Source organism: [Actinomadura] parvosata subsp. kistnae, from assembly GCF_900323885.1.
Taxonomy (GTDB): domain Bacteria; phylum Actinomycetota; class Actinomycetes; order Streptosporangiales; family Streptosporangiaceae; genus Nonomuraea; species Nonomuraea composti.
This window is the reverse complement of sequence record NZ_OOHJ01000022.1, coordinates 630,103-654,513: the sequence shown is the minus strand read 5'-3', so window position 1 is coordinate 654,513 and position 24,411 is coordinate 630,103. Positions and strand designations below refer to the sequence as shown.

General features: G+C 71.8%; 21 protein-coding genes. 12 read left to right on the top strand and 9 right to left on the bottom strand.

Annotated features, from left to right (window positions below; all coding sequences use genetic code 11):
* Positions 1-52: 52 nt before the first annotated feature.
* The 7 genes from KIS93_RS67895 (at position 53) to KIS93_RS45720 (ending at position 12,022) form a co-directional block, all read left to right on the top strand.
* Positions 53-3,652 carry an ATP-binding protein gene (locus KIS93_RS67895; protein ID WP_080041546.1) on the top strand — a complete coding sequence of 1,200 codons (3,600 nt, stop codon included), beginning with the start codon at positions 53-55 and terminating at the stop codon, positions 3,650-3,652.
* A gap of 183 nt (positions 3,653-3,835) precedes the next feature.
* Positions 3,836-6,193, top strand: coding sequence for a beta-xylosidase/alpha-l-arabinosidase (locus KIS93_RS45745; protein ID WP_080041545.1), 2,358 nt, complete (start codon positions 3,836-3,838; stop codon positions 6,191-6,193).
* Entirely contained in the window at positions 6,190-7,176 is a 987-nt protein-coding gene (locus tag KIS93_RS45740; protein WP_080041544.1) for an ABC transporter permease, read from the top strand. The genes KIS93_RS45745 and KIS93_RS45740 overlap by 4 nt, the downstream gene beginning before the upstream one ends.
* A complete protein-coding gene (locus tag KIS93_RS45735; protein WP_230465455.1) occupies positions 7,173-8,051 on the top strand; it encodes a carbohydrate ABC transporter permease in 879 nt (292 codons plus the stop codon). Before KIS93_RS45740 ends, KIS93_RS45735 begins: the two co-directional genes overlap by 4 nt.
* A 39-nt stretch (positions 8,052-8,090) precedes the next feature.
* Positions 8,091-9,740, top strand: coding sequence for an ABC transporter substrate-binding protein (locus tag KIS93_RS45730; RefSeq protein WP_080041542.1), 1,650 nt, complete (start codon positions 8,091-8,093; stop codon positions 9,738-9,740).
* Positions 9,741-9,821: 81 nt separating this feature from the next.
* Complete coding sequence (locus KIS93_RS45725) at positions 9,822-11,336, top strand: GH39 family glycosyl hydrolase (protein WP_080041541.1); 1,515 nt, start codon at positions 9,822-9,824, stop codon at positions 11,334-11,336.
* Positions 11,333-12,022 (top strand): DUF624 domain-containing protein, encoded by a 690-nt coding sequence (locus KIS93_RS45720; RefSeq protein WP_080041540.1) that lies wholly within the window; start codon positions 11,333-11,335, stop codon positions 12,020-12,022. The genes KIS93_RS45725 and KIS93_RS45720 overlap by 4 nt, the downstream gene beginning before the upstream one ends.
* Before the next feature lie 38 nt (positions 12,023-12,060).
* On the opposite strand, the gene KIS93_RS45715 is transcribed toward KIS93_RS45720, so the two are convergent.
* The 6 genes from KIS93_RS45715 to KIS93_RS45690 form a co-directional block, all read right to left on the bottom strand.
* The gene (locus KIS93_RS45715) at positions 12,061-14,118 is read right to left on the bottom strand and encodes an alpha-glucuronidase (RefSeq protein WP_230465454.1); all 2,058 of its coding nucleotides are present in this window, start codon (positions 14,116-14,118) and stop codon (positions 12,061-12,063) included.
* Between the two features lie 125 nt (positions 14,119-14,243).
* A complete protein-coding gene (locus KIS93_RS45710; protein ID WP_080041538.1) occupies positions 14,244-15,389 on the bottom strand; it encodes a beta-1,3-glucanase family protein in 1,146 nt (381 codons plus the stop codon).
* A gap of 111 nt (positions 15,390-15,500) precedes the next feature.
* Positions 15,501-16,133 carry a response regulator gene (locus tag KIS93_RS45705; RefSeq protein ID WP_268966884.1) on the bottom strand — a complete coding sequence of 211 codons (633 nt, stop codon included), beginning with the start codon at positions 16,131-16,133 and terminating at the stop codon, positions 15,501-15,503.
* Complete coding sequence (locus KIS93_RS45700) at positions 16,130-17,281, bottom strand: sensor histidine kinase (protein ID WP_080041537.1); 1,152 nt, start codon at positions 17,279-17,281, stop codon at positions 16,130-16,132. The genes KIS93_RS45705 and KIS93_RS45700 overlap by 4 nt, the downstream gene beginning before the upstream one ends.
* A 3-nt stretch (positions 17,282-17,284) precedes the next feature.
* Positions 17,285-17,455, bottom strand: a complete 171-nt coding sequence (locus tag KIS93_RS45695) for a hypothetical protein (RefSeq protein ID WP_155128278.1) — start codon at positions 17,453-17,455, stop codon at positions 17,285-17,287.
* Between the two features lie 9 nt (positions 17,456-17,464).
* Positions 17,465-18,100, bottom strand: a complete 636-nt coding sequence (locus KIS93_RS45690) for a hypothetical protein (RefSeq protein WP_186404813.1) — start codon at positions 18,098-18,100, stop codon at positions 17,465-17,467.
* Positions 18,101-18,248: 148 nt separating this feature from the next.
* Here KIS93_RS45690 and KIS93_RS45685 point away from each other — a divergent pair, with 148 nt between their 5' ends.
* From KIS93_RS45685 to KIS93_RS45665, 5 genes are all read left to right on the top strand, one after another.
* The gene (locus KIS93_RS45685) at positions 18,249-18,854 is read left to right on the top strand and encodes an RNA polymerase sigma factor (RefSeq protein ID WP_080047093.1); all 606 of its coding nucleotides are present in this window, start codon (positions 18,249-18,251) and stop codon (positions 18,852-18,854) included.
* 36 nt (positions 18,855-18,890) lie between these two features.
* Positions 18,891-19,901, top strand: a complete 1,011-nt coding sequence (locus KIS93_RS45680; RefSeq protein WP_186404812.1) for a hypothetical protein — start codon at positions 18,891-18,893, stop codon at positions 19,899-19,901.
* On the top strand, positions 19,898-20,809 hold the full coding sequence (locus KIS93_RS45675; RefSeq protein ID WP_155128276.1) for a hypothetical protein: 912 nt from the start codon (positions 19,898-19,900) through the stop codon (positions 20,807-20,809). Before KIS93_RS45680 ends, KIS93_RS45675 begins: the two co-directional genes overlap by 4 nt.
* A gap of 104 nt (positions 20,810-20,913) precedes the next feature.
* Entirely contained in the window at positions 20,914-21,921 is a 1,008-nt protein-coding gene (locus KIS93_RS45670) for a LacI family DNA-binding transcriptional regulator (protein WP_230465453.1), read from the top strand.
* 72 nt (positions 21,922-21,993) lie between these two features.
* Positions 21,994-22,542: a cysteine hydrolase family protein gene (locus KIS93_RS45665; protein WP_080041532.1), complete on the top strand. Its 549-nt coding sequence runs from the start codon at positions 21,994-21,996 to the stop codon at positions 22,540-22,542.
* Positions 22,543-22,577: 35 nt separating this feature from the next.
* Here the strand turns inward: KIS93_RS45665 and KIS93_RS45660 are convergent, their stop codons facing one another.
* From KIS93_RS45660 to KIS93_RS45650, 3 genes are all read right to left on the bottom strand, one after another.
* Entirely contained in the window at positions 22,578-23,141 is a 564-nt protein-coding gene (locus KIS93_RS45660; RefSeq protein ID WP_080041531.1) for a hypothetical protein, read from the bottom strand.
* Positions 23,142-23,155: 14 nt separating this feature from the next.
* A complete protein-coding gene (locus KIS93_RS45655; RefSeq protein WP_186404811.1) occupies positions 23,156-23,515 on the bottom strand; it encodes a hypothetical protein in 360 nt (119 codons plus the stop codon).
* 95 nt (positions 23,516-23,610) lie between these two features.
* The gene (locus KIS93_RS45650) at positions 23,611-24,399 is read right to left on the bottom strand and encodes a hypothetical protein (protein WP_080041529.1); all 789 of its coding nucleotides are present in this window, start codon (positions 24,397-24,399) and stop codon (positions 23,611-23,613) included.
* Between the last annotated feature and the right edge of the window lie 12 nt (positions 24,400-24,411).

The window sequence follows — 24,411 nt, the reverse complement described above, 5'->3', positions numbered from 1 at the left end:
GGTCAGCGGCCGCTCAGCCCACCTCGCACCGGCGGATAGGTTGGGAGGCGAGATGGTGACATTCGGTGTGCTGGGCCCGCTGACGGCCGAGAACGAGCGCGGCCCGGTACGCCTCAAGGGCCCGCGCCACCGCTCCGTCCTGGCCAGGCTGCTGGTCGCCAGGGGCCGCGTCGTACCGGTGTCGTGGCTGATCGGCGACCTGTGGGAGGACCCGCAGGAAGGCGCGCTCGGCGCGGTGCAGACGTTCGTCGGCGAGCTGAGGAAGGCACTCGAACCCGGCCGGCCGCCCCGCACCCCCTCCCGCCTCCTCGTCACCTCCCCGCCCGGCTACGCGCTGCGCGCCGAGCCGGAGGCGGTGGACGCCTGGCGCTTCGAGTCCGCGGTCACGGAAGCCTCCCGCCTGCTTGCCGACGGCGCCGCCGCGCAGGCCCACGCCCTGCTCGACACCGCGCTCGGGCTCTGGAGGGGGCCCGCCTACGCCGAGTTCGCCGAGCTGGACTGGGCGCGCGGCGAGGCCGCCCGCCTCGACGAGCTGCGCCTGCTCGCCGTCGAACGCCGCGCCGAGGCCGCCCTCGCCCAGGGGGCCGCCGCCGAGTCCGTACCCGACCTGGAGGCGCACGTCGCCGGGCATCCGCTGCGCGAGGACGGGTGGCGGCTGCTGGCACTCGCCCTCTACCGGGCGGGGCGGCAAGGGGACGCGCTGGGGCAGCTGCGGCGGGCCAGGCAGGTGCTGCGGCGCGAGCTGGGAGTGGACCCGGGGGAGGGGCTGCGCCGCCTCGAATCCGACATCCTCGCCCAAGCACCCCACCTCACCCCGCCGCCCGCCCTGCCGGTGGGTGGCGGTGCCGCTGAGCTCGCCGGGACGGCGGGAGCGGCGCTCGGCGGGGAGGCCGTGGAGCATCCGTTCGTCGGGCGGGGCGCGGAGCTGGCCGAGCTGGAAGGCGTCGCGGCGGCCGTCACGGCGACGGGGCGGGCGCGGCTCGTGCTGGTGTCCGGGGCGGCGGGCGCGGGCAAGACGGCCCTGGCCAGGACGCTGAGCGGGCGCTTGCAGGCCGCGGGCTGGACCACCGCGTGGGGTGCCAGCCCCGAACTGCAGGGCGCTCCCGCCGCCTGGCCCTGGACCCGGATCCAGGAGCACCTCACGGCCGCCGGATTCGGGCCCTTCGGTGGGCCGACGGACGGGGCCCGGCAGGTGGGCGCGGCCGGGAAGGCGGATGCGGTCGGGAAGGCGGGCGCGGTCGGGAAGGCGGGCGCGGTTGTCCCGGAGGTTGCGCCGCTCGCCGCGCGCTTCGAGCGGCATCGTGCCATCGCCGCGCACCTGGCGGGCGTCGCCGGGCGGGCCCCGCTCCTCCTGGTCTTCGACGACCTGCACTGGGCGGACGAGGAGACGCTGGCCCTGGTGACGACGCTGGCCACCGACCTCGGCCAGGCACCCGTGCTGATCGTCGGCACGTACCGATCGACCGAGATCTCCGCCGGGCTGGCCGACGCGCTGGGGAGGGCCGCGCGGGCCGAGCCGGCCCGCGTCTACCTGGGCGGCCTCACCGAACCCCAGGTGCGCGAGCTGGTCCAGGTCATCACCGGCCGCACGCCGGACGACCGTGACGCCCGGACGATCCACACCCGGAGCGGGGGCAACCCGTTCTTCGTCAGGGAGCTCGTCCGCCTGTGGGAGAGCGAGGGCGACGCGGCCCTGCACACCACCGTGCCCGCCGGAGTCCGCGACGTCATCCGACACCGCCTCGCGGGCCTTTCCGACGCGGCGCGCACCCACCTCCGGCAGGCCGCCGTGCTCGGCCAGGACGTCGATCTCGACGTGCTGGTGCCGCTGGCGGGCGACGAGGACCAGGTGCTGGAGTCCGTGGAGTCCGCGCTGCTCGCGGGCTTCCTGGTGGAGCGGGACGCCGACCGGCTCCGGTTCGCGCACGCGCTGGTGCACGAGACGTTGTACGACGAGGTGACGCGGGCCCGCCGCGTCCGGTGGCACGCCAGGGCCGCCGAGATCGTCGAACGGGTCCGTCCCGGCGACGTGGAGACCATCGCCCACCACTGCGTGCGGGCGGAGGGGCGGGCGGGGGCCGTGCGCACCGCGCACTACACGCGGCTGGCGGCCCGCCGCGCGGAGGCCAGGCCCGCACCGCACGAGGCGGCCCGCATGTGGCGCGCCACCCTCACGGCCCTGGACCAGGCAACCGGTCCCGCCGACGCGACCGGCCCCGCCGGCACGACCGGCCCTGGCGACGCGACGGCCCCTGACGGTGCGACCGGTTCTGGCGGCGCGAATGCGCTGGCCGGCGCTGGTGGGGCGGCCGGTTCTGTTAGCGCGGCCGGCGCCGGCTGGGCGGCCGGGCGGCTGGAGGCCGTCATGGGGCTGGTCAGGGCGCTGGCGGTGATCGGGGAGCTGCACGAGTCGCGGCGGTACCGGGCCGAGGCGGTCGACGCGGCGGAGGCGCTCGGCGATCCGGTGGTGACGGCCGGGGTGATCGGCTCGTTCGACGTGCCCGCCATCTGGACCGCCAATGACGACCCCGCCCTGTCGGCCCGCTTGGTCGCCGCCGCCGAACGCACGCTGGCCGCCCTGCGTCCCGAGGGGTACGACGCCGAGCGCGCCCGGCTGCTGATCACCATCGCCATGGAGCGCCGCGCCGACCCCGGCGGGCGGGGCGCCGAGGCGGCGGCCGAGGCCGAGGGGATCGCGCGCCGCCTGGATGATCGCACCCTGCTCGCCTACGCGCTCAACGGCCGCTACATGCAGACCTTCCACCGGGCGGGGCTGGCGCCGGAGCGGGCCGCGATCGGGGAGGAGCTGGTGCGGCTGGCCGCCGGCCGGGACGGGCTGGTGACGTTCGAGGTGCTGGGGCACCTGGTCCTGGTGCAGTCCATGGCGGCGCTGGCGGAGCTGAAGGCGGCCGACCGGCACGCCGCCGCGGCGGACAGGCTGGCGGAGCGGCACGACCTCCCGCTGGTCGGGGTGTTCACCACCTGGTACGCGGCTCTCCGCCGCACTATCACGGCCGGCGACGCCGAGGCGAGGGAGGCGGCAAGGTCGGCGTACCGGGCGGCGGCGGCCCGGCTCAGCGGCACGGGGATGCCCGGCGTCGAGGAGGGCATCCTTCCGCTCGCCCTGCTGTGTCTGGATCTGGACCTGGACGGCGCGGGCGTGGAGGGGCTGGGGCCGTACGAGACGTGGGGCAGGCCGCTGGTGCTGCTCGCGGAGGGGCGGCAGGAGGAGGCGGCGTCAGCCGCCCGGATGATCCCCGATTCGCCGCGTGACCTGCTGTTCGAGGCGAGGACCTGCCTGCACGCCGAGACCGCGCTCCGGCTGGGGGACCGGGAGGCGATGGAGCGCCTCTACGACCGGTTGCTCCCGGCGGAGGGGGAGCTGGCGGGCGCGGGCAGCGGGCTGGTCACGCTGGGGCCGGTCGCGCTGTACCTCGGCCGGCTGGCCGCCAGCCTGGGGCGGTACGAGCGCGCGGCGGCGCATCTTCGCCGGGCGGAGGCGCTGGCAGAGAGGGCGGGAGCGGCGTACTGGGCCGAGGCCGCCCGCCGGTGCCGCGAAGCCCTCCCGGTAGTCTTCATGGCACCGCCCCCCTCGATGGATCCGAAAGTTTCGGGAAAATTGTCGCCCAAACGGCCCTGGATGAGGCCGTGACAAGGACGGACCAGCCGTCGGCCGATTCTGCAACTTAGCAGGTTGGCGGCACTCTTGACACGATTCAACGGGCCCCTTATGTTGCCGCAATATTAAACGGATCTGCTTGAAAGTTTCGGCGTCACCCCCGCGTAACACCCCCCGCTCTCCCGCGGACGGCGCCGTCATGGCCGAAGGGATGGCATGAGGGGCCAGGAACCAATCGACACGAGCTCGGCGTCCGGCGAGAGCGAGCCATGGCGGGACACCCGGCTGTCGCCCGCCGAACGGGCCGACGCGCTCATCCCGCTCATGACTCTCGAGGAGAAGGTCGCCCAGCTCGTCGGGGTGTGGGTCGGCGCGGACGCGTCGGGAGGCGGCGTCGCCCCGCACCAGACGGACATGGGCAGCGGCCCCGAGTGGGCGGACGCCATCCGGATGGGGCTGGGCCAGCTCACCCGCCCGTTCGGGACGGCGCCGGTCGATCCCGTCGCGGGGGCGCGCTCGCTGGCCGCCTCCCAGGCGGAGATCGTCAGGGCGAGCCGGTTCGGGATCCCGGCGCAGGTGCACGAGGAGTGCCTGACGGGGTTCGCGGCGTGGCGGGCGACGGTGTATCCGGCGCCGCTGAGCTGGGGCGCCTCCTTCGACCCTGAGCTGATCGAGGAGGTGGCGGCCCGGATCGGCCGCTCGATGCGCCGCGCGGGCATCCACCAGGGCCTGGCCCCGGTCGTGGACGTGACCAGGGACTACCGCTGGGGGCGTACCGAGGAGACGATCGGCGAGGACCCGTACCTGGTGGGGACGCTCGGCGCCGCGTACGTGCGCGGCCTGGAGGGCGCGGGCGTGGTGGCCACGCTCAAGCACTTCGCCGGCTACTCCAACTCGCGCGGCGGCCGTAACCTGGCGCCGGTCGCGATGGGCCCGCGGGAGCTGGCGGACGTGCTGCTGCCGCCGTTCGAGATGGCGTTGCGCCTGGGCGGCGCCCGCTCGGTCATGAACTCCTACGCCGAGATCGACGGCATGCCGGTCGCGGCGGACGAGAGCATCCTGACGGGCCTGCTGCGCGACGAGTGGGGCTTCCAGGGGACCGTGGTGGCCGACTACTTCTCGGTCCGGTTCCTGGAGCGGCTGCACAAGGTGGCGGCGGACGGCGGGCAGGCGGCCGGGCTGGCGCTGAAGGCCGGGATCGACGTCGAGCTGCCGACGGTGGACACGTTCGGCGCGCCGCTGGTCGAGGCGGTCAAGGCCGGGTCGGTGGACGAGGCGCTGATCGACCGCGCGCTGCGCCGCGTGCTCGTGCAGAAGGCCGAGCAGGGCCTGCTCGACGAGGGCTGGCAGCCGCTGCCCGGCCCGGCCGAGGACGTGCGGCTCGACGACGAGGAGAGCCAGGAGCTGGCCCTGCGGCTGGCCCGCGAGGCGGTCGTGCTGGTGCGCAACGACGACGCCGTGCTGCCGCTGCGGCCGGGCGCGAAGGTGGCGCTGATCGGCCCCGTCGCCGACGACCCGATGGCGATGCTGGGCTGCTACGCCTTCCCCAACCACGTGGGCCCGCACCCGGAGCAGGGGCTCGGGCTGGACCTGCCGACGCTGCGCGAGTCGCTGGCCGCGCTGGTGCCCGATCTGTCCTACGCGCAGGGCTGCACGATCACCGGCGCCGGCACCGACGGGTTCGCCGAGGCGACGGAGCTGGCGGCCGGCAGCGACGTGGTCGTGCTGGCCGTCGGCGACCGGGCCGGGCTGTTCGGGCGGGGCACGTCCGGCGAGGGCTGCGACGCCACCGACCTGCGCCTGCCGGGCGTGCAGGCCGAGCTGGTGCGGGCGGTGCTCGCGACCGGTACCCCGGTGGTGCTGGTGCTGCTGGCGGGCCGCCCGTACGCGCTGGGCGACGAGGTCGCCGCCGCCAAGGCGGTGCTGTTCGGCTTCTTCCCCGGCCAGCGCGGCGGCCAGGCGCTGGCCGAGGTGCTGACCGGCACGGTGAACCCGACGGGCCGCCTGCCGGTCTCCGTGCCGCGGGACGCGGGCGGCCTGCCGGCGACGTACCTGGCGCCGCCGCTGGGCCGCCGCTCGGAGGTGTCGTCGGTGGACCCGACGCCCGCGTACCCGTTCGGCCACGGCCTGAGCTACACCACGTACGAGTGGAGCGGGGCCGCGGCGAGCGGCGCCGAGTGGGCGGTGGACGGCGAGGTGACCGTCGGGGTGACGGTCCGCAACACCGGCGAGCGCGCGGGCGCGGAGGTCGTGCAGCTCTACCTGCACGACCCGGTCGCGCAGACGACGCGGCCGGTGGTGCGCCTGATCGGCTACGCCCGCGTCCCGCTGGAGGCGGGCGAGTCGGCGCGGGTCACGTTCACCGTCCCCGCGGATCTGACGTCGTTCACCGGGGCGCGCGGCCGCCGCGTCGTCGAGCCGGGCGAGGTCGAGCTGCGGCTCGGCCGCTCGTGCGCGGACGCCGTGGCCACGCTGCCGCTGCGCCTGACCGGCCCGGAGCGCGAGGTCGGCCACGGCCGGCGGCTCACGGCGCCGGCGCACATCGACCGCAACTCTCCGGAGGGCCGAGGATGAGCACATCCGAGACGCTGACTGTCGGCACCGCCCGCGAGCCCGAGGCGGAGCCGGCGCCGAGGAGGCACCGGCGCAAGGGCGGCAGCACGTGGGGTCGCGCGCTGCGCCGCGACTGGCAGCTCTACTCGCTGGCGGTCCTGCCGCTGCTGTTCTTCGTGATCTTCCGGTACCTGCCGATGCTCGGCAACGTCATCGCGTTCAGGAAGTTCGAGCCGGGCGGCAGCATCTTCGGCGAGGAGTGGGTGGGCCTGCGTTACGTGAAGATGTTCCTGAACGACCCCACGTTCTGGAACGTCTTCACCAACACGCTGATCCTCGGCGCGCTGACCCTGATCTTCTGCTTCCCGCTGCCGATCGTGCTGGCGCTGCTGCTCAACGAGGTGCGCCGGCGCGCGCTGAAGCGGTTCCTGCAGTCGGTGTCGTACCTGCCGCACTTCCTGTCGGTCGTGATCGTGGCCGGTCTCGTCATGCAGATGACGGCGGTGGACGGGCCGATCAACGCGCTGCTCGGCTACCTGGGCAGCGAGAAGATCTCGTTCATGCAGGACCCGGACTGGTTCCGGACGATCTACGTCAGCTCAGAGGTCTGGCAGACGGTCGGGTGGGGCACGATCCTGTACCTGGCGGCGCTGACCACCATCGACGACCAGCTCTACGAGGCGGCCAGGATGGACGGCGCGAGCCGGTGGCGGCAGGTCTGGCACGTGACGCTGCCGGGCATCCGGCCGACGGCGGTGACGCTGCTGATCCTCAACATCGGCACGTTCATGGCGGTGGGCTTCGAGAAGGTCTTCCTGCTGTACAACCCGCTGACGTACCCGACCGCCGACGTGATCTCCACGTACCTGTACCGGATGGGCCTGGAGGCGAGCAACTTCAGCTACGCCGCGGCCATCGGCCTGTTCGAGGCGGTGGTCGGCCTGGTGCTGATCCTCTCGGCCAATGTGATCTCCCGCCGCACAGTTGGGACGAGCCTGTGGTGACAACGCACGACATGACCCGCGGCTACCGCGTCTTCCAGTGGTTCAACGGGGTGGTCCTGACGCTGGTCGTGGTGGTGACGCTCTACCCGTTCGTCAACATCCTGGCCCGCTCGTTCAGCTCCCAGACGGCCATCAGCTCCGGCGAGGTGAACCTCATTCCCAAGGGGTTCAACCTGACGACGTACAAGATCGTCGCGTCGGACCCGATGTTCTGGACGAACTACCGCAACACGGTCGTCTACACGGTGGTCGCGACCTTCATCGCGATGGTGATGACGACGTGTTACGCGTACGTGCTGTCGAAGAAGCACCTCAAGGGCCGCAAGGTCCTCGTCGGCGTCGCGGTGTTCACGATGTTCTTCTCCGGCGGCCTGATCCCGAACTACGTGCTGATCACCGGCCTCGGCCTGAAGAACTCGATCTGGGCCATCGTGCTGCCCAACGCCATCAGCGTGTTCAACCTCCTGGTCATGAAGGCGTTCTTCGAGAGCCTGCCGCAGGACCTGGAGGAGGCGGCCGCGATCGACGGCCTGAACACCTACGGCATCCTGTGGAAGATCGTGCTGCCGCTGTCGAAGGCGGTCATCGCCACGATGATCCTGTTCTACGCGGTCTCGTTCTGGAACTCGTGGTTCGCGGCGTTCCTCTACATGGACCGGTCGGAGCTGTTCCCGGTGACGGTCTACTTGCGCAACCTCATCGCCGGAGCCACCGGCGCCGACTCCTTCGGCGCGGCGGCGGCGGAAGTGACGCAGGTGGGGGCCAACATCCAGGCGGTGACGATCGTGCTCACCGTCCTGCCGATCCTGGTCGTCTACCCGTTCGTCCAGCGGTACTTCGTCTCCGGCGTCATGCTCGGCGCGGTCAAGGGCTGACCCTCCCGGCGCCTCACCCTCTAGAAAGGATTTCCCCCCATGCGCGACATCTCGCGGCGTCAGGCGATCATCGGCCTCGGCGCGTTCGCCTCCCTTGCCCTGACCGCCTGCGGCAGCGACGGCGAGACCCCGGCCAAGGACGGCGCCACGGCGGCCGGCAACAAGGCCGGCTCGATGGCCGGCTACGGCGTCGGCCAGCAGTTCAAGGCGACCGAACCGCTGTCGTTCGACGTGCTCTACAACAACCACTCGTTCTACCCGAACAAGCCCGACTGGCTGTTCTGGTCGGAGCTGACCAAGCGCACCAACGTCACGCTCAAGCCGGTCGAGGTGCCGCTCAGCGACTACGAGAAGAAGCGCAGCCTGCTCATCGCCTCCGGTGACGCCCCGCTGATCATCCCGAAGACGTACCACCCTCAGGAGGAGGCGTTCGTCTCCTCCGGCGCGATCCTGCCGGTCAGCGACTACTTCCACCTGATGCCGAACTTCCAGGACAAGGTCGCCAAGTGGCAGCTCCAGCCGGAGCTGAACTCGATCATGCAGACGGACGGCAAGATCTACCTGCTGCCCGGCCTGCACGAGAACGCCTGGGCCGACTACTCCTTCGCGGTGCGCACCGACATCCTGGAGAAGCTGAAGCTGGAAGTCCCCAAGACGCTGGACGACTTCTACACCATGCTCAAGGCGATGAAGGCCGAGTACCCCGACCTCTACCCGATGACCGACCGGTGGAGCGTGCCCACGCCGGGCGGCAACCTGATCAAGCTCATCGCGCAGGCGTACGGGAGCAAGGGCGGCTGGGAGTACGCGCACTCGATGTTCGACGCCGCGCAGGGCAAGTTCGTCTACACCGGCGCGATGCCGCAGTACAAGCAGGCCATCGAGTACCTCAACAAGCTGGTGAAGGAGAAGCTGCTCGACCCCGAGAGCTTCACCCAGCAGGACGAGGCCGCCAAGCAGAAGTTCATCTCCGGCAAGTCGTTCGTGATCAGCAGCAACGCGCAGTCGCTGATCAACGACTACCGGACGGCGCTGACCGAGAACGTCAAGGGCGCCAAGATCGTCAAGATCCCGGTGCCGATCGGCCCGGCGGGCGAGTACAAGTTCGCCAGCCGCCTGGAGAACGGCGTCATGATCTCCAAGAAGGCCACGGAGAACAAGAACTTCGTCGCCATGATGCAGTTCATCGACTGGCTCTGGTACTCCGAGGCCGGCATGGAGTTCGCGAAGTGGGGCGTCGAGGGCACCACGTTCACGAAGGACTCCTCCGGCAAGTACAAGCTGGCCAAGGACGTCGACTTCGTCGGCCTCAACCCGGGCGCCCCCAAGCACCTGCAGAAGGACTTCGGCTTCAGCAACGGCGTCTTCGCCTACGGCGGCCCGACCAAGCTGCTCCAGTCCACGTTCTCGGACGAGGAGATGGAGTTCCAGAACGTGATGAACGCCAGGAAGCAGTGGCCCGTCGAGCCGGCCGCCCCGCTCAGCGAGGAGGAGCGCGAGCAGGCCTCCATGTGGGAGACGCCGCTGAAGGACCACGTCACCCAGAACACGCTGAAGTTCATCCTCGGCGAGCGTGACCTCGGCGAGTGGGACGCCTACGTCAAGGAGCTGGAGGCCAAGAACTCCACCCAGTACATCAACCTCGTGAACTCCGCCTACGAGCGGTTCAAGAAGTCCCACGGCGGCTGATCCCCTCCAGGCCGGGCCGCTCCCTCCTGCCGGGGGCGGCCCGGCCGCTCTCTTTCCCCGCGGACCGAACAAGGAATAAGCATGCGCAACCTCGTCCCAGGCGAGCCCTCCGGGCGGCTGTCCGACGCCTGGCGCTTCTGCGTCGGCACCGGACGCTTCGACCTCGCGCTGCGGCGCGACTACCAGGACTCGCTGGCGCTCGTCCAGCGGGAGATCGGCTTCCGTCACATCCGCGGCCACGGCCTGTTCAGCGACGGCGTCGGCGTGCACCAGCCCTACGAGTACGCGGGCAAGCGGCACGTCCGCCACTCCTTCACCTACGTGGACCAGGTCATCGACGCCTACCTGGAGCTGGGCATCGAGCCGTTCCTGGAGCTGGGCTTCATGCCGTCGGGCCTGGCCTCGGGCGAGCAGACCGTCTTCTGGTGGCAGGCCAACGTCACCCCGCCCAGCTCGTACGAGGAGTGGGCGGCCCTGGTGCGGGCCACGATCACCCACCTCATCGACCGCTACGGCCTCGACCGCGTGCGCCGCTGGCCGATCGAGGTCTGGAACGAGCCGAACCTCGACATCTTCTGGCAGGGCGCCGACGAGGCCGCCTACCACCGCCTGTACGAGGTCACCGCCCGCACGATCAAGGACGTGGACGCGTCGCTGCAGGTCGGCGGCCCCGCCATCTCGCCCGGCTCCGACGAGTGGATGCCGCGCTTCGCCGACTTCGTCACCTCCCGCGACGTGCCGGTGGACTTCCTCAGCCGCCACGCCTACACCTCGGGCCCGGCCCAGCCCGTGCCGTTCGGCGTGTACCAGACGCTGGCGCCCGCCTCGGGCCTGCTGGAGCAGTTCGCCATCACGCGCCGCCAGGTGGCGGGCGGCCCGCTGGAGGGCCTGCCGGTGCACATCACCGAGTTCAACTCCTCCTACCGGCCCGACAACCCGATCCACGACACCGCGTTCAACGCCGCCTACCTGGCGCCCGTCCTGGCCGAGGGCGGCGAGCTGGCGGACTCCTTCGCGTACTGGACGTTCAGCGACATGTTCGAGGAGGTCGGCATCCCGACCTCGATCTTCCACGGCGGCTTCGGCCTGCTGACCCACCGGCAGATCAAGAAGCCCACCTACCACCTGTACGCGTTCCTGGCCCGCATGGGCGACCAGCTCCTGACCAGGGGCGAGGACCACCTCGTGACCAGGGACGACACGGGCCGCGTGACCGTGCTGGCCTGGGCCCCCGTGGACGTCACCGGCGGGCCGGCCGTGGCCGGGCACACCGTGCGGCTGTCGATCCCCTTCCCGGGCGAGTCCGCCTTCGTGCTGCGCTCGTCGGTGAGCGAGGAGATGGGCAACGCCTGGGCGGCCTGGTGCGAAATGGGACGTCCCCGGTCACCACACCCCAGACAGCTCGATATCCTCCGGGAAGCGGCGGAACCGGTCCGCCGTCACCAGAGCCTGCCGGTCACCGGCGGAACGGCCGATCTCGACCTGATCCTCGACCGCCACGAGGTCACGCTCGTCGAGCTCACCCCCGTGGTGGACGAGACCCCGCCGTGGTGGGACGACCGCCGGCTGCTCGGCCTGGAGGAGGGCATGCGATGAGCGACGTGACGGCCTCGAGGAAGTTCGGCACGGGCCCGCTCTCGCGGGCCTCCGCCCTGATCTACACCCTGCTGGTCGTCGAACTGCTCGTGCTGCTCACCGCGGTGCCCGGCCTGGTGGTGCTGGTGCTGCTCGATCGCTCCGCCGGCAACCTCCCGCTGATGGCCGCCTGCCTGCTGCCCGCCGGCCCCGCACTGTCCGCCGCCCTGTACGCGCTGCGGCACCGCAGCCGCGAGCTGACCGAGCTGCGGCCCGCCTCGGCGTTCTGGCGCGGCTACCGGCTCAACTTCGGCGCCGCACTCAAGGTCTGGGTGCCCTGGCTCGCGGTGCTCGCCCTGGTCGGCATGAACCTGGGCAACTTCTCCGCCGCCGGGGTGCCCGGCTGGTGGGCGGCGCTGCTCGTCGTCCTGGCCGCAGGGGGCACGCTGTGGGTGGCCAACGCGCTGGTCATCACCTCGCTGTTCGCGTTCAGGGCGGTGGACGTGGCCAAGCTGGCGGCGTACTCGCTGGGGCGCTTCCCCGCCGCCACCCTGGCCAACGCGTGCCTGCTCATCGTGGCCGGCGGCGTCACCTTCTTCGCCACCGAGGCGGCGCTGGCGCTGCTGGCCTCGGTGCTCACGGCGACGCTGCTGTGGAACAGCCGCGCCATGATCACCGAGGTCCAGGAGCGCTTCACGCGTCAGTAGTGCGGCGCTTCAGCCTTGGGGGAGCGGTGCTGCACCCGTCAGTAGATGCGCCTGCCGTGGGCGTCCGGCACCCCTGACTTGCGCAGGAAATAGGTGTTGACCTGGTCGCGCCACTCCTCCGCGCACCGGACCTGCTCGTCCAGCCGCTCCCTGACCCGCGCGTACAACGCCGGGTCGACGGAGCCCGCCAGCTTCTCCCACGCCAGCCGCATCCCCGCCGCCTCCTCGGCGCCCGCGAAATGCGTGTCGTAGATGTGCTGGATGACCGTCGTGCCGCTCTGCAGCACGTGCTGGTACGGCACGTGGTGGAAGAAGAGCAGCAGCTCGTCCGGGCACTCGGAGCGCGACTCGTACACCTCCGACCACGGCGCCGGGTACTGGCCCGTGTAGCCGGTGCCGGTGGCGCGGGTGCGGTCCACGCCGACGCCGTCGCGGTCGGCGAAGTGGTAGGTGCCCCACGGGGTGTACTCGTAGCCGTCCACGTCGGGGCCGTAGTGGTGGCCGGGGCGGACCATGAAGCCGACGCCGAGCGGGGCCGTGTACCGCTCGTACGTCGCCCACGAGCCGTCCATGATCTCGTGCAGCGTGCCGCGCACCAGGTCGTCTCCACCCGGGAAGGTCAGGCCGATCCACTCGTCCAGGATCGCCGCCGGGTCGAGGTCCGGGGCCCAGGCGAGCCGGCCGAACGCGTACAGGTTGGCCTGGGCCAGCGGGTGCCCCGTCCAGTACGGGTCGTCGCCCACGTTCGAGACCGCCACCAGGCCGCCGCGCGCGGCCACCTCGGCGACCGTGCGCTCGCCCGGCCCCCAGAAGCGGAAGCCCAGCACCTCGCTCCACATCGGGCCGAGGTAGCAGACGTGCCGCTGCTGGCCCGTGTACTCCTGCGTCACCTGCAGCTCCACCGCGAGCCTCGTCGCCGGCATGGCCGCGATCACGGGGGAGATCGGCTCGCGCGGCTGGAAGTCCATGGGGCCGTACTTGACCTGGAGGATCGCGTTGTCCCTGAACAGGCCGTCGAGCGGGGCGAAGTGGTCGTGGGCGGCGCGGGCGCGGTCGGTGGAGCGGTCGCGCCAGTCCTGGCGGTGGTCGTAGACGAACGCCCGCCAGTGCACCACGCCGCCGTGCGGGGCCAGGGCGTCGGCCAGCATGTTCGCGCCGTCGGCGTGGCTGCGCCCGTACGCGAACGGCCCCGGCTGACCCTCCGAGTCGGCCTTGACCACGTACCCGCCGAAGTCGGGGATCGTCTCGTAGACCCGCTCCGTCGTGCGCGCCCACCACGCGCGCACGCCCTCGTCCAGCGGGTCGGCGCTGTCCAGCCCGCCGAGCGCGATCGGCGAGGCGAAGTTCACCGACAGGTGCACGCGGATCCCGTACGGGCGCAGCTCCGCCGCGATGGCGGCGACCTCGGCGAGCCGGTCGGTCAGCAGGCGGGCCTCGGTGGCGTGCACGTTCACGTTGTTGATCGCGACCGCGTTCACGCCCGTCGCGGCCAGCAGCCGCCCGTACGCGCGCACCCGGGTCAGGTCCTCGTGCGGTACGCCGTCCCGCCAGAAGATCGAGCCGCCCGAGTAGCCGCGCTCGACCTGGCCCATCACCGGATGCACGTCGATGTTGTCCCAATGGTCCAGCATGCGCCGCCGCAGTGCGGGGCGGTGCACCTCGGCGGGCCAGTCCTCACCGAACGCGGCCGCACCGCGCCGCACCACCTCGAACCACCCGTACAGCAGGCCCGCCGGGTGGTCGGCCAGCACCACCGTGACGCCGTCCCGGCGGCCCAGCACGAAACCCTCCGGCCCGGGCTCCTGCCCCCGCGACGCCTGCACGGCCGGCGGCAGGTCGCCGGCCGTGGACAGGGCGAGCACGAGGTCACCGGCCGCACCCGGCGCCACCACCGCACCGCCGTGCCGTTCACAGGCGTCGGCCACCTCGGCCCGCACGGTGCCGGCCACCTCCGAGTCGTCGGCCAGGACCAGCACGCGGCGCGTACCGGCGGCGCGGAAGGCGTCAGGAGGCAGCCAGGCCGGATGCACGCCGGGCACATTCGCCTGTATGCCGGGCACCTCCACCTGCATGTCGGGCACATGGGGAACGGTCACGGGGGCTCCTTAGAGATCGGCGAGCGGGCAGAGACGCTGCCCGGCCACACGCGGCGGCGGACACGCCTGCACGCAGTGGTTTCGCCCCGAATCTACCGGTTCCCGCCGCGCCGCTCCGCACCGCCTCAGGGGGTCGCGTCGAACGGCGTGAGCCGCAGCCGCAGCGACGTCGGGGCGTGGTCCTGGATGTAGGTGGACCCGTCGGCGACGTCGTCGTAGGGGTAGCCGTACGCCTTGCCGCTCACGGTGTTCTCGTGCAGGACGCGGGCGTAGTGGTTGGTGAGCGTGGTGCGGTAGAACGTGGCGGGGTCGGTCGTCGGCTGGTTCGGATGGCTGACCAGCGTCGTGCGGTTGAACCCCGCGCCCAGGATCGCCGCGACCGGGCCCGAGACGCCGTCGGAGTGCAGGGCGCCGTTGCAGTAGAACACGTCGCGGGTGCTCGGCCTGGCGAAGGCGCGGATGCCCTTGTCGAAGACGAGCTGCCCGCCGGAGACCCGCCCCGTGTACGTCACGCCGTTCGCCGTCACCCGCAGGCTCGCCGACGTGTACGTGCTCCACACCTGGTCGATGTAGGGGTCGAGGTAATTGGCGGGGAAGAGCCCGGCGTCGATGCCGTGGCCGGGGGCGATCACCCGCAGGTTGTCGCCCACGATGAGCGGCTTGAACGCGGGCTGGGCCGCGATGCCGGCGAAGATCTGCGCCCGCCCGTTCCGCACCAGCGTGCCCGACGTCTGCGTCGCCTGACCGGCCAGCCGCAGCTCCATCGGGATGCTGAACATGTCCACCATCGTCGTGTTGCAGTACATGCCGCTGCTGTCGAAGGTGAACTCCATGAAGTCGTGCAGCACGTTGTAGCTGGGGTCCGACGTCACCCAGCCGGCCGGGTGCTGGAGCGCGGGCCGCCCGTTGCCGTCGGTGACCACCCTGAACCTGATCTTCTGCCCCATGGAGACGTAGACCCGGCCCGACATCCACGGCAACGTCACCCGCGTGTCACCGCTGGTGGCGAGCGGGATGGACAGGTCGGCGAACCCGTCGGGGCCGTTGAGCGAGAGCGACACCGGCACTTTGGTGCCGTCGGCCCTGACGAAGACCTGGTTGCCGGTGGCGGGGTCGGTGCCGACGACGTACAGGAAGATCGCGTTGTTGGCGTAGCGGTAGGTGTGGTTGACGACGGTCAGGGGCAGCGTGGTCGCGGCTTCGGCGCGCTGCGCGAGCGCCAGGAAGGGGGTGGCCGCCGCACCGGCCAGCAGGGCCCGTCTGGTGATCATCGTTCGACTCCTCAGCGGGGGGCTTCTGGGAGAGAGCGCTCTCTCGTGATCGGTTAAGTTTCTTTCCAGTAAGGGAACGCTGTCAAGCGCTTCCGGAAACCCGGGTCGCGGTCACAGGAGGCGGTCGCGGGCGTAGCCGGCGGCCTCCGTGCGGTTGCGGACGCCGATCTTGGCGAACGCGTTGTTGATGTGCGTCTTCACCGTCGTGCCGGCGATGAACAGCCGGGCGGCGATCTCGGCGTTGCTCAGCCCGCGCGCGATCAGCCGCAGCACCTCCACCTCCCGCACCGTCAGCCCGTCGGGGCAGTCGGTCACCGGCTCGGGGGCGCCCCGGGACAGCACCTCGACCAGCCGCTTCGCCGCCGCGGGCGCGAACGTGGACTGGCCGGCGGCGGCCGAGCGCAGCGCCGCCGCGATCTCCGCCCGGCCCGCGTCCTTCGTCAGGTAGCCGCGCGCCCCCGCCAGCAGCGCCGCGTCCACGGACCGGTCGTCGTCGTACGTCGTCAGCACCACCACGGCCACGCCCGGATGGTCGCGGACGATCCGCCGAGTCGCCTCCACCCCGTCCATGACCGGCATCCGCAGGTCCATCAGCACCACGTCCGGCCGCAGCTCCGCCACCAGCCGCAGCGCCTGCTCGCCCTCGCCGGCGTCCCCCACCACCTCGACGCCGTCGACCAGGTCCAGCAGCGCGACGAGCCCTTCGCGCATCACCTGCTGGTCGTCCACCACGAGCACCCTCACTCCGGCACCTCCGCCCGCACCTCCCACACCGCGCCCACCGGCCCGGCGCTCAGCGTCCCGCCGGCCAGCGCCACGCGCTCCCGCATCCCCGCCAATCCGTGCCCGCCGCTCCCGGCCGGCGCCCCTTCCCCAAGCGCCTCGCCGGGCCTGGCGGCGGGAAGGGGGTTGCGGACGGTCAGGCGGACGGAGGTCTCGCCGTAGGACAGGTCGAGGGTGACCGGATCGCCGGGGGCGTGTTTGGCGGCGTTCGTCAGAGCCTCGCGGGCCGTGCGGAGGAGGCAGACCTCGGCTGCGGGGGTGATCGGGCGGCGGGTGCCCGTCGTGCGCAGGTCCGCGCGTACCGAGTGGTCGAGGCGGTGTTGGGTGACCAGGAGGCCGAGCGCGTCGGGCAGCGGGGGGATGTCCTCGCGGAGCGCGGCGACCGCCGCACGCGCCTCCACCAGGCCCTCCCTGGCCAGGCCGCGGGAGCGGCGGATGCGGGCGACCGCCCCTTCCACGTCGCCCCGTTCGGTGAGCAGGGCCTCGGCCACGTCGAGCTGGACGCCCAGCGCTCCCAGGGAGTGGGCGAGCACGTCGTGCAGTTCCCTGGCGATGCGGGCGCGCTCGTCCAGGGCCATGGCGCGGGCCCGGTCGTGGAGGGCGCGCCGGTACTGGCGGCGGTGCAGGGCGAACAGGACCGTGCAGACCATCACCGCGCCCTGGACGACGATCGACGTGCGCGGGCGGTCGAACCAGATCAGGCTTCCGGCCATCAGGCCCAGGTCGGCGGCGGCGACCAGGCAGATGGCGGTCATGCCCGGCGCCGGGTGCGCCGCGTACAGCAGCAGCATGGCGAACAGGAACACGGTGGGTGCCGCCGACTCCGACCCCGACACCGTGGCGGCGAGCGCCGAGCCGGCCGCGAGGAGCAGCGTCGCGGGGGCCCTGGAGGGAGCGGCGGCGGGGACGCGGCCGTCGAGCAGGACGAACGCCAGCCAGCACGCCATCGCGACGCCCAGCGCCGGCCACACGAGCGCCGCCGCCCGCGCGGGCGAGGCGACGGCCAGCGACCAGGCGAGCACCAGGGTCAGCAGCGCCCTGGTGAGCCGCCCGGTCTCGGGGTCGTCGGCGGCCAGCAGCCGGGTGACCCGCCCCCACACCTCGCGCATGTGCTAGCGGGAGTCCCGCAGGCTGAGAATCATCTCCACCAGGATAAGGCGGAACGCGATGAAGCCGACGACCACGATCACGGCCACGACGGCGACCGCGATCAGGAACTTCCCATTCATTCTTCCCCCGTTGGCGTCCAGCAGGCGTTGCAGCAGTTCGAGCCGTTTGTCCATGCCATGACGCTAGGGACGGGGGTGGGTGGAGCGGCACGTCAGAAAGGTGGAGACGGGGGTGGAGACCCAGGGCTCATCTGCCCTGTCCCGGGCCGCTGCCCCGGACGCGGCCCGGCGGCTCGCGGGTGCGGCCCGGCGGCACCACCTCGGGGCGGGCGCGATGGCGGGGCTCGGGGTCCTGGCCGGGCGGTGCGTCTTCGTGGTGTTTCCGGCCGACGGCGCGATCGCTGGGACCGGTTTCGACGCCTCCTGCCCGCCCGACGGCGCCACGGACCCTCGCGTGCGTACGGGGCTGGGGCGGGGCGTGGCCTGGGCCGTGGAGGAGGCGGAGGTGGCGGCTTCCGGGGTGGCCGAGGTGCTGGTGGCGGGCCGGACCGGAGAGGACGCCCTAAGAGAGGCCGGGGCCGAGGCGGGGTGCGGGGTGATCGCGGCGATCCGGCGCTCCGTGTTCGGCTCCCCGCTCGCGTCCGGCGTGGGTAAGGGGTCGAAGGCGGGCGTACGACCGGGCAGGGCGATCAGGACGGCGGCGAGCACCAGGTGCAGGACGCCCAGCAGCAGGATGGAGATCCGCAACGCCAGCCCCCGGCGGCGGCGCCGCTCGTCGGCGTGGCCGGTCAGCGGTTCCGGCGCTCCTGCCGATGCCATGCGGGGGTGTCCTCCGGGCTCGTGGGGCGGATGAGTCTCTCGATCTAGGCATGGATGATCTCAGGGGTCAACCCCGCAGGCCAAAACGGGTCGACCCGGCCGTGAAAGGAAATGGGCCCTTCGGTTGAGTACAGGTGTGACTGCCAACATGACGGCTCCACGCCGGCTCACCCCGCAGGGGGCGATGAGCGACGCGGATCTGCTGAAGGCGTCGTACCGCAGGCCGGAGCGGTTCGGCGAGATCTACGACCGGTACGTGGCCGAGATCCACGCCTATCTGGGGCGGCGGCTCGACCAGCAGGCGGCCGACGACCTCGCCTCCGAGGTGTTCCTCACGGCGTTCAGGAAGCGGAAGAGCTTCGACCCGGAGCGCGGCGAGGTGCGTCCCTGGCTGTACGGCATCGCCACTAATTTGATCGCCCTGCACCGGCGGGCGGAGGTCAGGAAGCTGGCGGCGTTGCGCCGCAGCTCCGCGGCCGGGGAGCGGCCGGAGCACGGCCATGAGGAGCGGGTCATCAGCCGCGTGGACGCCGCGAGCGAGCAGGCGCGGCTGGCGGCCGAGCTGGAGGCGCTGCCGGCCGGCGACCGGGACGTGCTGCTGCTGAGCGCGCTGGGCGGGCTGAGCCATGACGAGGTGGCCACCGCGCTCGGCATCCCGTACGGCACGGTCGGCTCCCGCCTGTCCCGCGTCCGCAGGAAGCTTCGTGCCGCCCTGGGCGGCGTCAACCCGCTGTCAGGAGGAACCGATGGATGACTTTCGGGCGGTGCGGGAGCTGCTGCCCCCGCCCCCTTGGACCCCAGGGTCGAGCAGGCCGGCCGGGAGCGGCTGAGCAGGGCGTTCGCCCAAGAGAGGAGGGTCCGGCGGGGCCGCTGGAGCGCGGCGGGCGTGGCGCTGCTGGGCGCGGCGGCCGCGGCGGCCGTCGTGATGACGTCGGCGCCGCCGGTGGCCCGGCAGGTCACGCCGCCGGCAGGGGTGGCGACGCTGTCCGCGGACCGGATGTTGCTGGCGGCGGCCGAGACGGTGGCCAGGCAGCCGGACGAGGGCGCCTGGTGGGGCAGCACGCTGGTGAACGGCCGCGAGTTCGACGACCCGGAGCACCGCTACCGGCTGCGGCAGAGCGAGTCGGCCGAGGTGTGGATCCCCGCCGACCCGGAGGCGCGCACCTGGTACCGCACCACGTACCTGGGGGCGGAGCCGGCGAGCGAGCAGGACAAGGCGGCCTGGCAGGCGGCCGGCTCGCCGGCGTCCTGGACCTACGGCGGGCAGACGCCGGGCCTGGTCACGCGCGAGCGGGCCCGCGGGGTCGTCAGCGGGGCCGCGGGCGAGCCGGAGACCTGGTCGAGCGAGGACTGGGACTTCCGCGTCGTGCTCGCGGGCCGGCCGCTGACGAAGCTGGGCGACGTCCCCGACACGCCCGAGGGGCTGCGCGCCCTGTTCGGGGCGGGCGTGGACGAGCGGGCGCTGGCCGACAACGTCGTGCGGCTGCTGGTGTACGCGCCGGTGACGAGCGGGACGCGCGCGGCGGCGTACCGGCTGCTCGCCTCCCTGACCGGGGTGACGGCCGCCGGCCGGGTGACGGACGTGCTCGGCAGGCCCGGCGAGGGCCTGGAGTACCGGTCGGGCGAGCTGCCGGTGACCGGGTACGCGGGGGAGACCCGGACCCGGCTGGTGATCGATCCCGCCACCGGAAAGCCTTTGTCGATCGAGACGCGCACCGCCCAGGACGGGCGGCTCCTGGAGTACACGGCGATCCGGGAGAGCGTCTGGACGGATCACAACCCACTGAAGGAGACGAAATGAGAGTTCTGGCAGCCGCGGTCGCGACGATGGCCGGCCTGGCACTGACCGCGGCGCCCGCCCAGGCGGCGGAGCCGCAGGGGAAGTACTGGCGGGTCAAGACCTTCATCACGCTGGAGCACATGCACCCGGTGGGCAGCGGCTACACGATGATGGAGCGGCGGGTCAGCGTGGACTGGGCGACGCCGGACGGCCGGTCGTGGACGGCCTACCGGCCGCTGGGCGCCTACCCGAAGACGAAGCAGGACGAGGAGGCGTGGAAGAAGGACGGCTCGCCGACCTCGTGGACGTACCGCACGGAGGGCATGAAGATCTCGCTGTCCACCGGGCCGGGCAAGGGCTGGGTGAAGAAGCAGGAGGACCGCCCGATCGCGTTGATGCTGGGGGAGCGGCCGGTCACGTTCGAGGAGCTGCAGAAGCTGCCCGCCGACGCGGCCGGGCTCAAGAGGCGGATCACCGCCGAGGTGAACGCCTGGATCGACAAGTCGGCCGAGGAGGCGAAGACCACCGCGCCCGGCGTCACCAAGAAGGACTGGCTGGACCACCTCGACCTGTTCGTGGCCGAGTCCCTGACCCAGCTCCTCTACCAGAACCCGGTGCCGCAGAAGGTGCGCGCCGCCGCGTACGAGGCGCTGCGGACCACCAAGGGCGTCAGGGACCTGGGGCAGGCCAAGGACCCGCTGGGCCGGACCGGCCGCAAGCTGGCCCTGCCCGACCTGGCCACCGACAAGCAGACGCTCAAGCAGCAGATCGTCGTGAACACGGGGACGATGACGCTGATGGCGCAGTACACCGACGACGCCCCGGCCGCCGGCGGCAAGCAGGTGAAGGGCAACGACAAGGTGGAGGCGTTCGTGGCGGGCTGGACGAACGACGAGCCCGCCGTGCCGGACGCGACGTACGGCAAGTAGCGGCGTGCTCAAATCGTTCCAAACTGCTCGGAGCGGCTGCGCTATGATCACAGCGGAACAACCCCGCTCGCGCCGCTCACGGGACTCGAGGAACGATGTCGAGCATGAAAGAGGTCGCCCGGCTCGCCGGGGTCTCCGTCGGCACCGTGAGCAACGTGCTCAACCGGCCGGAGATGGTCGCGCCCGACACCCTGCGCCGGGTACGCGAGGCGATCGAGCGGCTCGGCTACGTGCGCAACGGCTCGGCCCGGCAGTTGCGGGCGGGGCGCAGCCGCACCATCGGGGTGGTCGCGCTCGACCTCGCCAACCCGTTCTTCATCGACGTCCTGCGCGGCGTGGAGAGCGCCGCGCAGCAGGCCGACGTGACCGTCATGGTGTTCAACAGCAACAAGGACGCCGGCCGTGAGGCGGGGCTGCTGGAGACGTTCGAGGAGCAGCGGCCCCTCGGCGTGCTGATCACGCCGGTGAACGACAGCGGCGAGGAGGAGCGGCTGAGCAGGCTCGTCGCGCGCGGCATCCCGGTGGTGCGCTTCGACAGCTCGGCCGGCCACGTGGGCGGCTGCGCGGTGGCCGTGGACGACGTGCTCGGGGGCCGCCTGGCGGGCCGGCACTTACGCGAGCGGGGCCACCGCCGCATCGCCTTCGCCGGCGGCCCGTTCTCGGTCCGCCAGGTACGCCAGCGCCGCGACGGCCTGGCCGACGTGCTCGGCCCCGACGACACGCTGACCGTGATCCCCTTACCGGACCTCACCGTCGCCACCGGCCGCACCGTCGGCCGGCAGATCGCCGAGCTGCCCCCGGACGAGCGGCCCACCGCCGTCTTCTGCGCCAACGACCTGGTGGCGATCGGGGTGCTGCAGGAGATGACGCTGCGCGGCCTGCGGGTGCCCGCCGACCTGGCCATCATCGGCTACGACGACATCGACTTCGCCGCGGCGGCCGCGGTGCCGCTGTCGTCGATCAGGCAGCCGCGCGAGCAGCTCGGCCACACCGCGGCCACGCTCCTGCTGGAGGAGGCGAACCTGGCCGACGGCCACGAGCACCGCCAGGTCATCTTCCAGCCCGACCTGGTGGCGCGCACCTCCACGACCGCGCGGGTCCGCTCGAATTAGCATTCCCGGTTTTTCGTTCATCGCCCCGGGAATAATTCGACCGGCAATTCGCCGACAGACAGAAGGAGAAGCATGATTGCGCTCCTTGTCATCGACGCGCAGCAGGAATACTCCCGGACCGGGGCGCTGCCCGTCGAGAGATTCGATCAGGCGATAAGCAACATCAAACGCCTGCTGGAAACCGCGCGATCGAGTGACGTGGCCACGGTGGTGCACGTCCGCCACATCAGCAAAGTGCCCGGAGATCGGAGTTTCGACGCGGGCAGCCCGGGGATCGACTTCGTCGACGAAGTCCGGCCGGCGCCGGACGAAACGGTGCTCACCAAGCACTACATCGGCTCGTTCTCCAATCCCGACCTCGACCGGTTCCTGCGCAGCCGGCAGGTGGACCGGGTGGTGATCTGTGGATTCACCTCGTTCATCTGCTGCGACACGACCGCACGTGAGGCGGTGCAACTCGGTTACAAAGTCTTTTATGTGGACGACGCGATCAGCGAATTCAGCCTCGGCAATATCACCGCCCAGGATCTGCATCGCACCGTCGCCGCCGTCCAGGGCGCGGTGTTCTCGACGGTGACCACCACCGAGGACGCCGTCGCCCTGCTGGCCGGCAAGATGTGACGGGAGGGGGGACCGCGCTGTCCCCCCTGCCGCCCTCAGACGGGGATCACCCTGATCGACGGGTGGCCCTCGGTGTTCAGGTAGAGCCGCTCCTTCTTGTTCTCCTGCTCCAGCTCCACGACCAGCCGGTACCGGTAGGTCCCGGGCTTGATGGTGGGCAGGACGGTGCCGGCCCAGTAGTAGTAGACGGGCGTCAGGTCGTCGCGCATGCGGTCGGGCGCGCCGTAGATCTTGAGCTCGACGCACACCTTCTTCTCGGCGACGTCCTCCTCGTCACCGGCCTCCACGTCCAGGAAGACGATGTTGTTGATCTTGGGCATGGGCGGCCAGGTGCCGTCGCGGCGCCGCTCCATGTCGATCGGCCGGATGATCCAGTTGAGCACCTGCCCCGGCTTGCAGACCGTCTCCAGCCGGGAGGTGCCCTGGCCCGAGCCGCCCACGCTGTTGTCCACCATGTACATGGCGCCGGACAGCGACTTGTTCTCGGTGGCCTTCTCCATGTCCACGAGCGTGACGATGTTGAGCTGGACGGAGTTGAGCTGCCCCGGGTTCTGCTTCTCGACGCCGCCGGAGCGCGCCTTGGTGCTGGGCATGACCATCAGCGGTGCCTCCTTCAGCCCACCAGCGTGGGCGACAGCGTGGTGGTGATCGGCTCGGTGCGCGTCCCGACCAGGAACCGGATCCGGTACGGGACCACGTCGATGTCGTCCTTCTTGACGGTCCCGATCCAGTACGCGACGTCGGTGCCCGGATACACCTTCCGCTCCGGCTCGATCACGCTCTTGTCGACCTCGATGCCGGCGATCCCGACGAACGCCTCGCACTCCAGCGCCAGGCAGTTCCACAGGACGCGGTCCCCGGCGCGGACCCTGGTCCGCAGCTCCTCGGTGCCGAAGCCGGTGGAGCCGCCCGCCTTGTTCGTGTCGTACATGTACAGGTTGCCGCGCACGCTGCCGGCCGCCAGGGCGCCCACGGCGTCAAGGACGGCGGTGATCGAGATGGGCGCCCTGCTGTCGTCCCGCGTCTTCGCTCTGGGGGCACGGTTCCTCCTCGTGGTGGGTGGGCGGTTCAGGCGGGCGGGATGGGCAGCAGGCCCAGGCCCGACTTCGTGAAGGCGTTGCGCTTGGGCTCCGACATGATCCTGATCTTCGAGTCGCAGGTCAGGTCCACCGGCTCCCACGTCCAGTCGCCGCCCTGCAGCAGCAGCCGGTGCAGCTGGATGGCCATCGTGTACGTGTACGTGCCCGGCCGCGTGGAGTCGACCGTGGCCGACCAGTACCAGCCGTCGGTCACCATGTCGGGGGAGCCGTACTCGGCCGGATACATGATCTTCTTGTCGACGGCCTCGCCGTAGATGTCGGTGATCACGGGCGGCGGGTAGCTGTGCGCGGCCGCGCCGTCGTAGGAGATGACGTGGCCCGTCACGTCCAGGATCTTCTGCGTCGCGGGGCCGCGCGTGCGCCGCGTGCTCTTGACCCGGGTGCCGAGCGTCTGCTGGAGCTGGCTGATCTGGGCGGCGGCGTCGGCCCCCTGGTTGGCGGGCTTGTTCACCATGGCTTCGAGCTCGGCCAGGGCCTGCCGGTCGGTCTGGCGGGCCCGCTCGGCCTCGTAGCCGCGGGGGACGGTGGGCGGGATGGAGCCCAGGCTGTACGGCAGCCAGTTCAGCACCTGCTCCGAAGCCTGCGAGCCGTCGCGCCAGTACGAGCCGTGGATCGCGGTCACCAGCTCGCCGGTGCCCTGGCCCTCGGAGCCGTGCAGCTTCATGTTGTCGAACAGGTACGTGTTCCCCTCCAGCGTCTTCATCTCCAGGGCGTTGCCGACGTCCACGAGGACGATGATCGCGAGTTGCTGGGGCATGGGCCTTCCTTC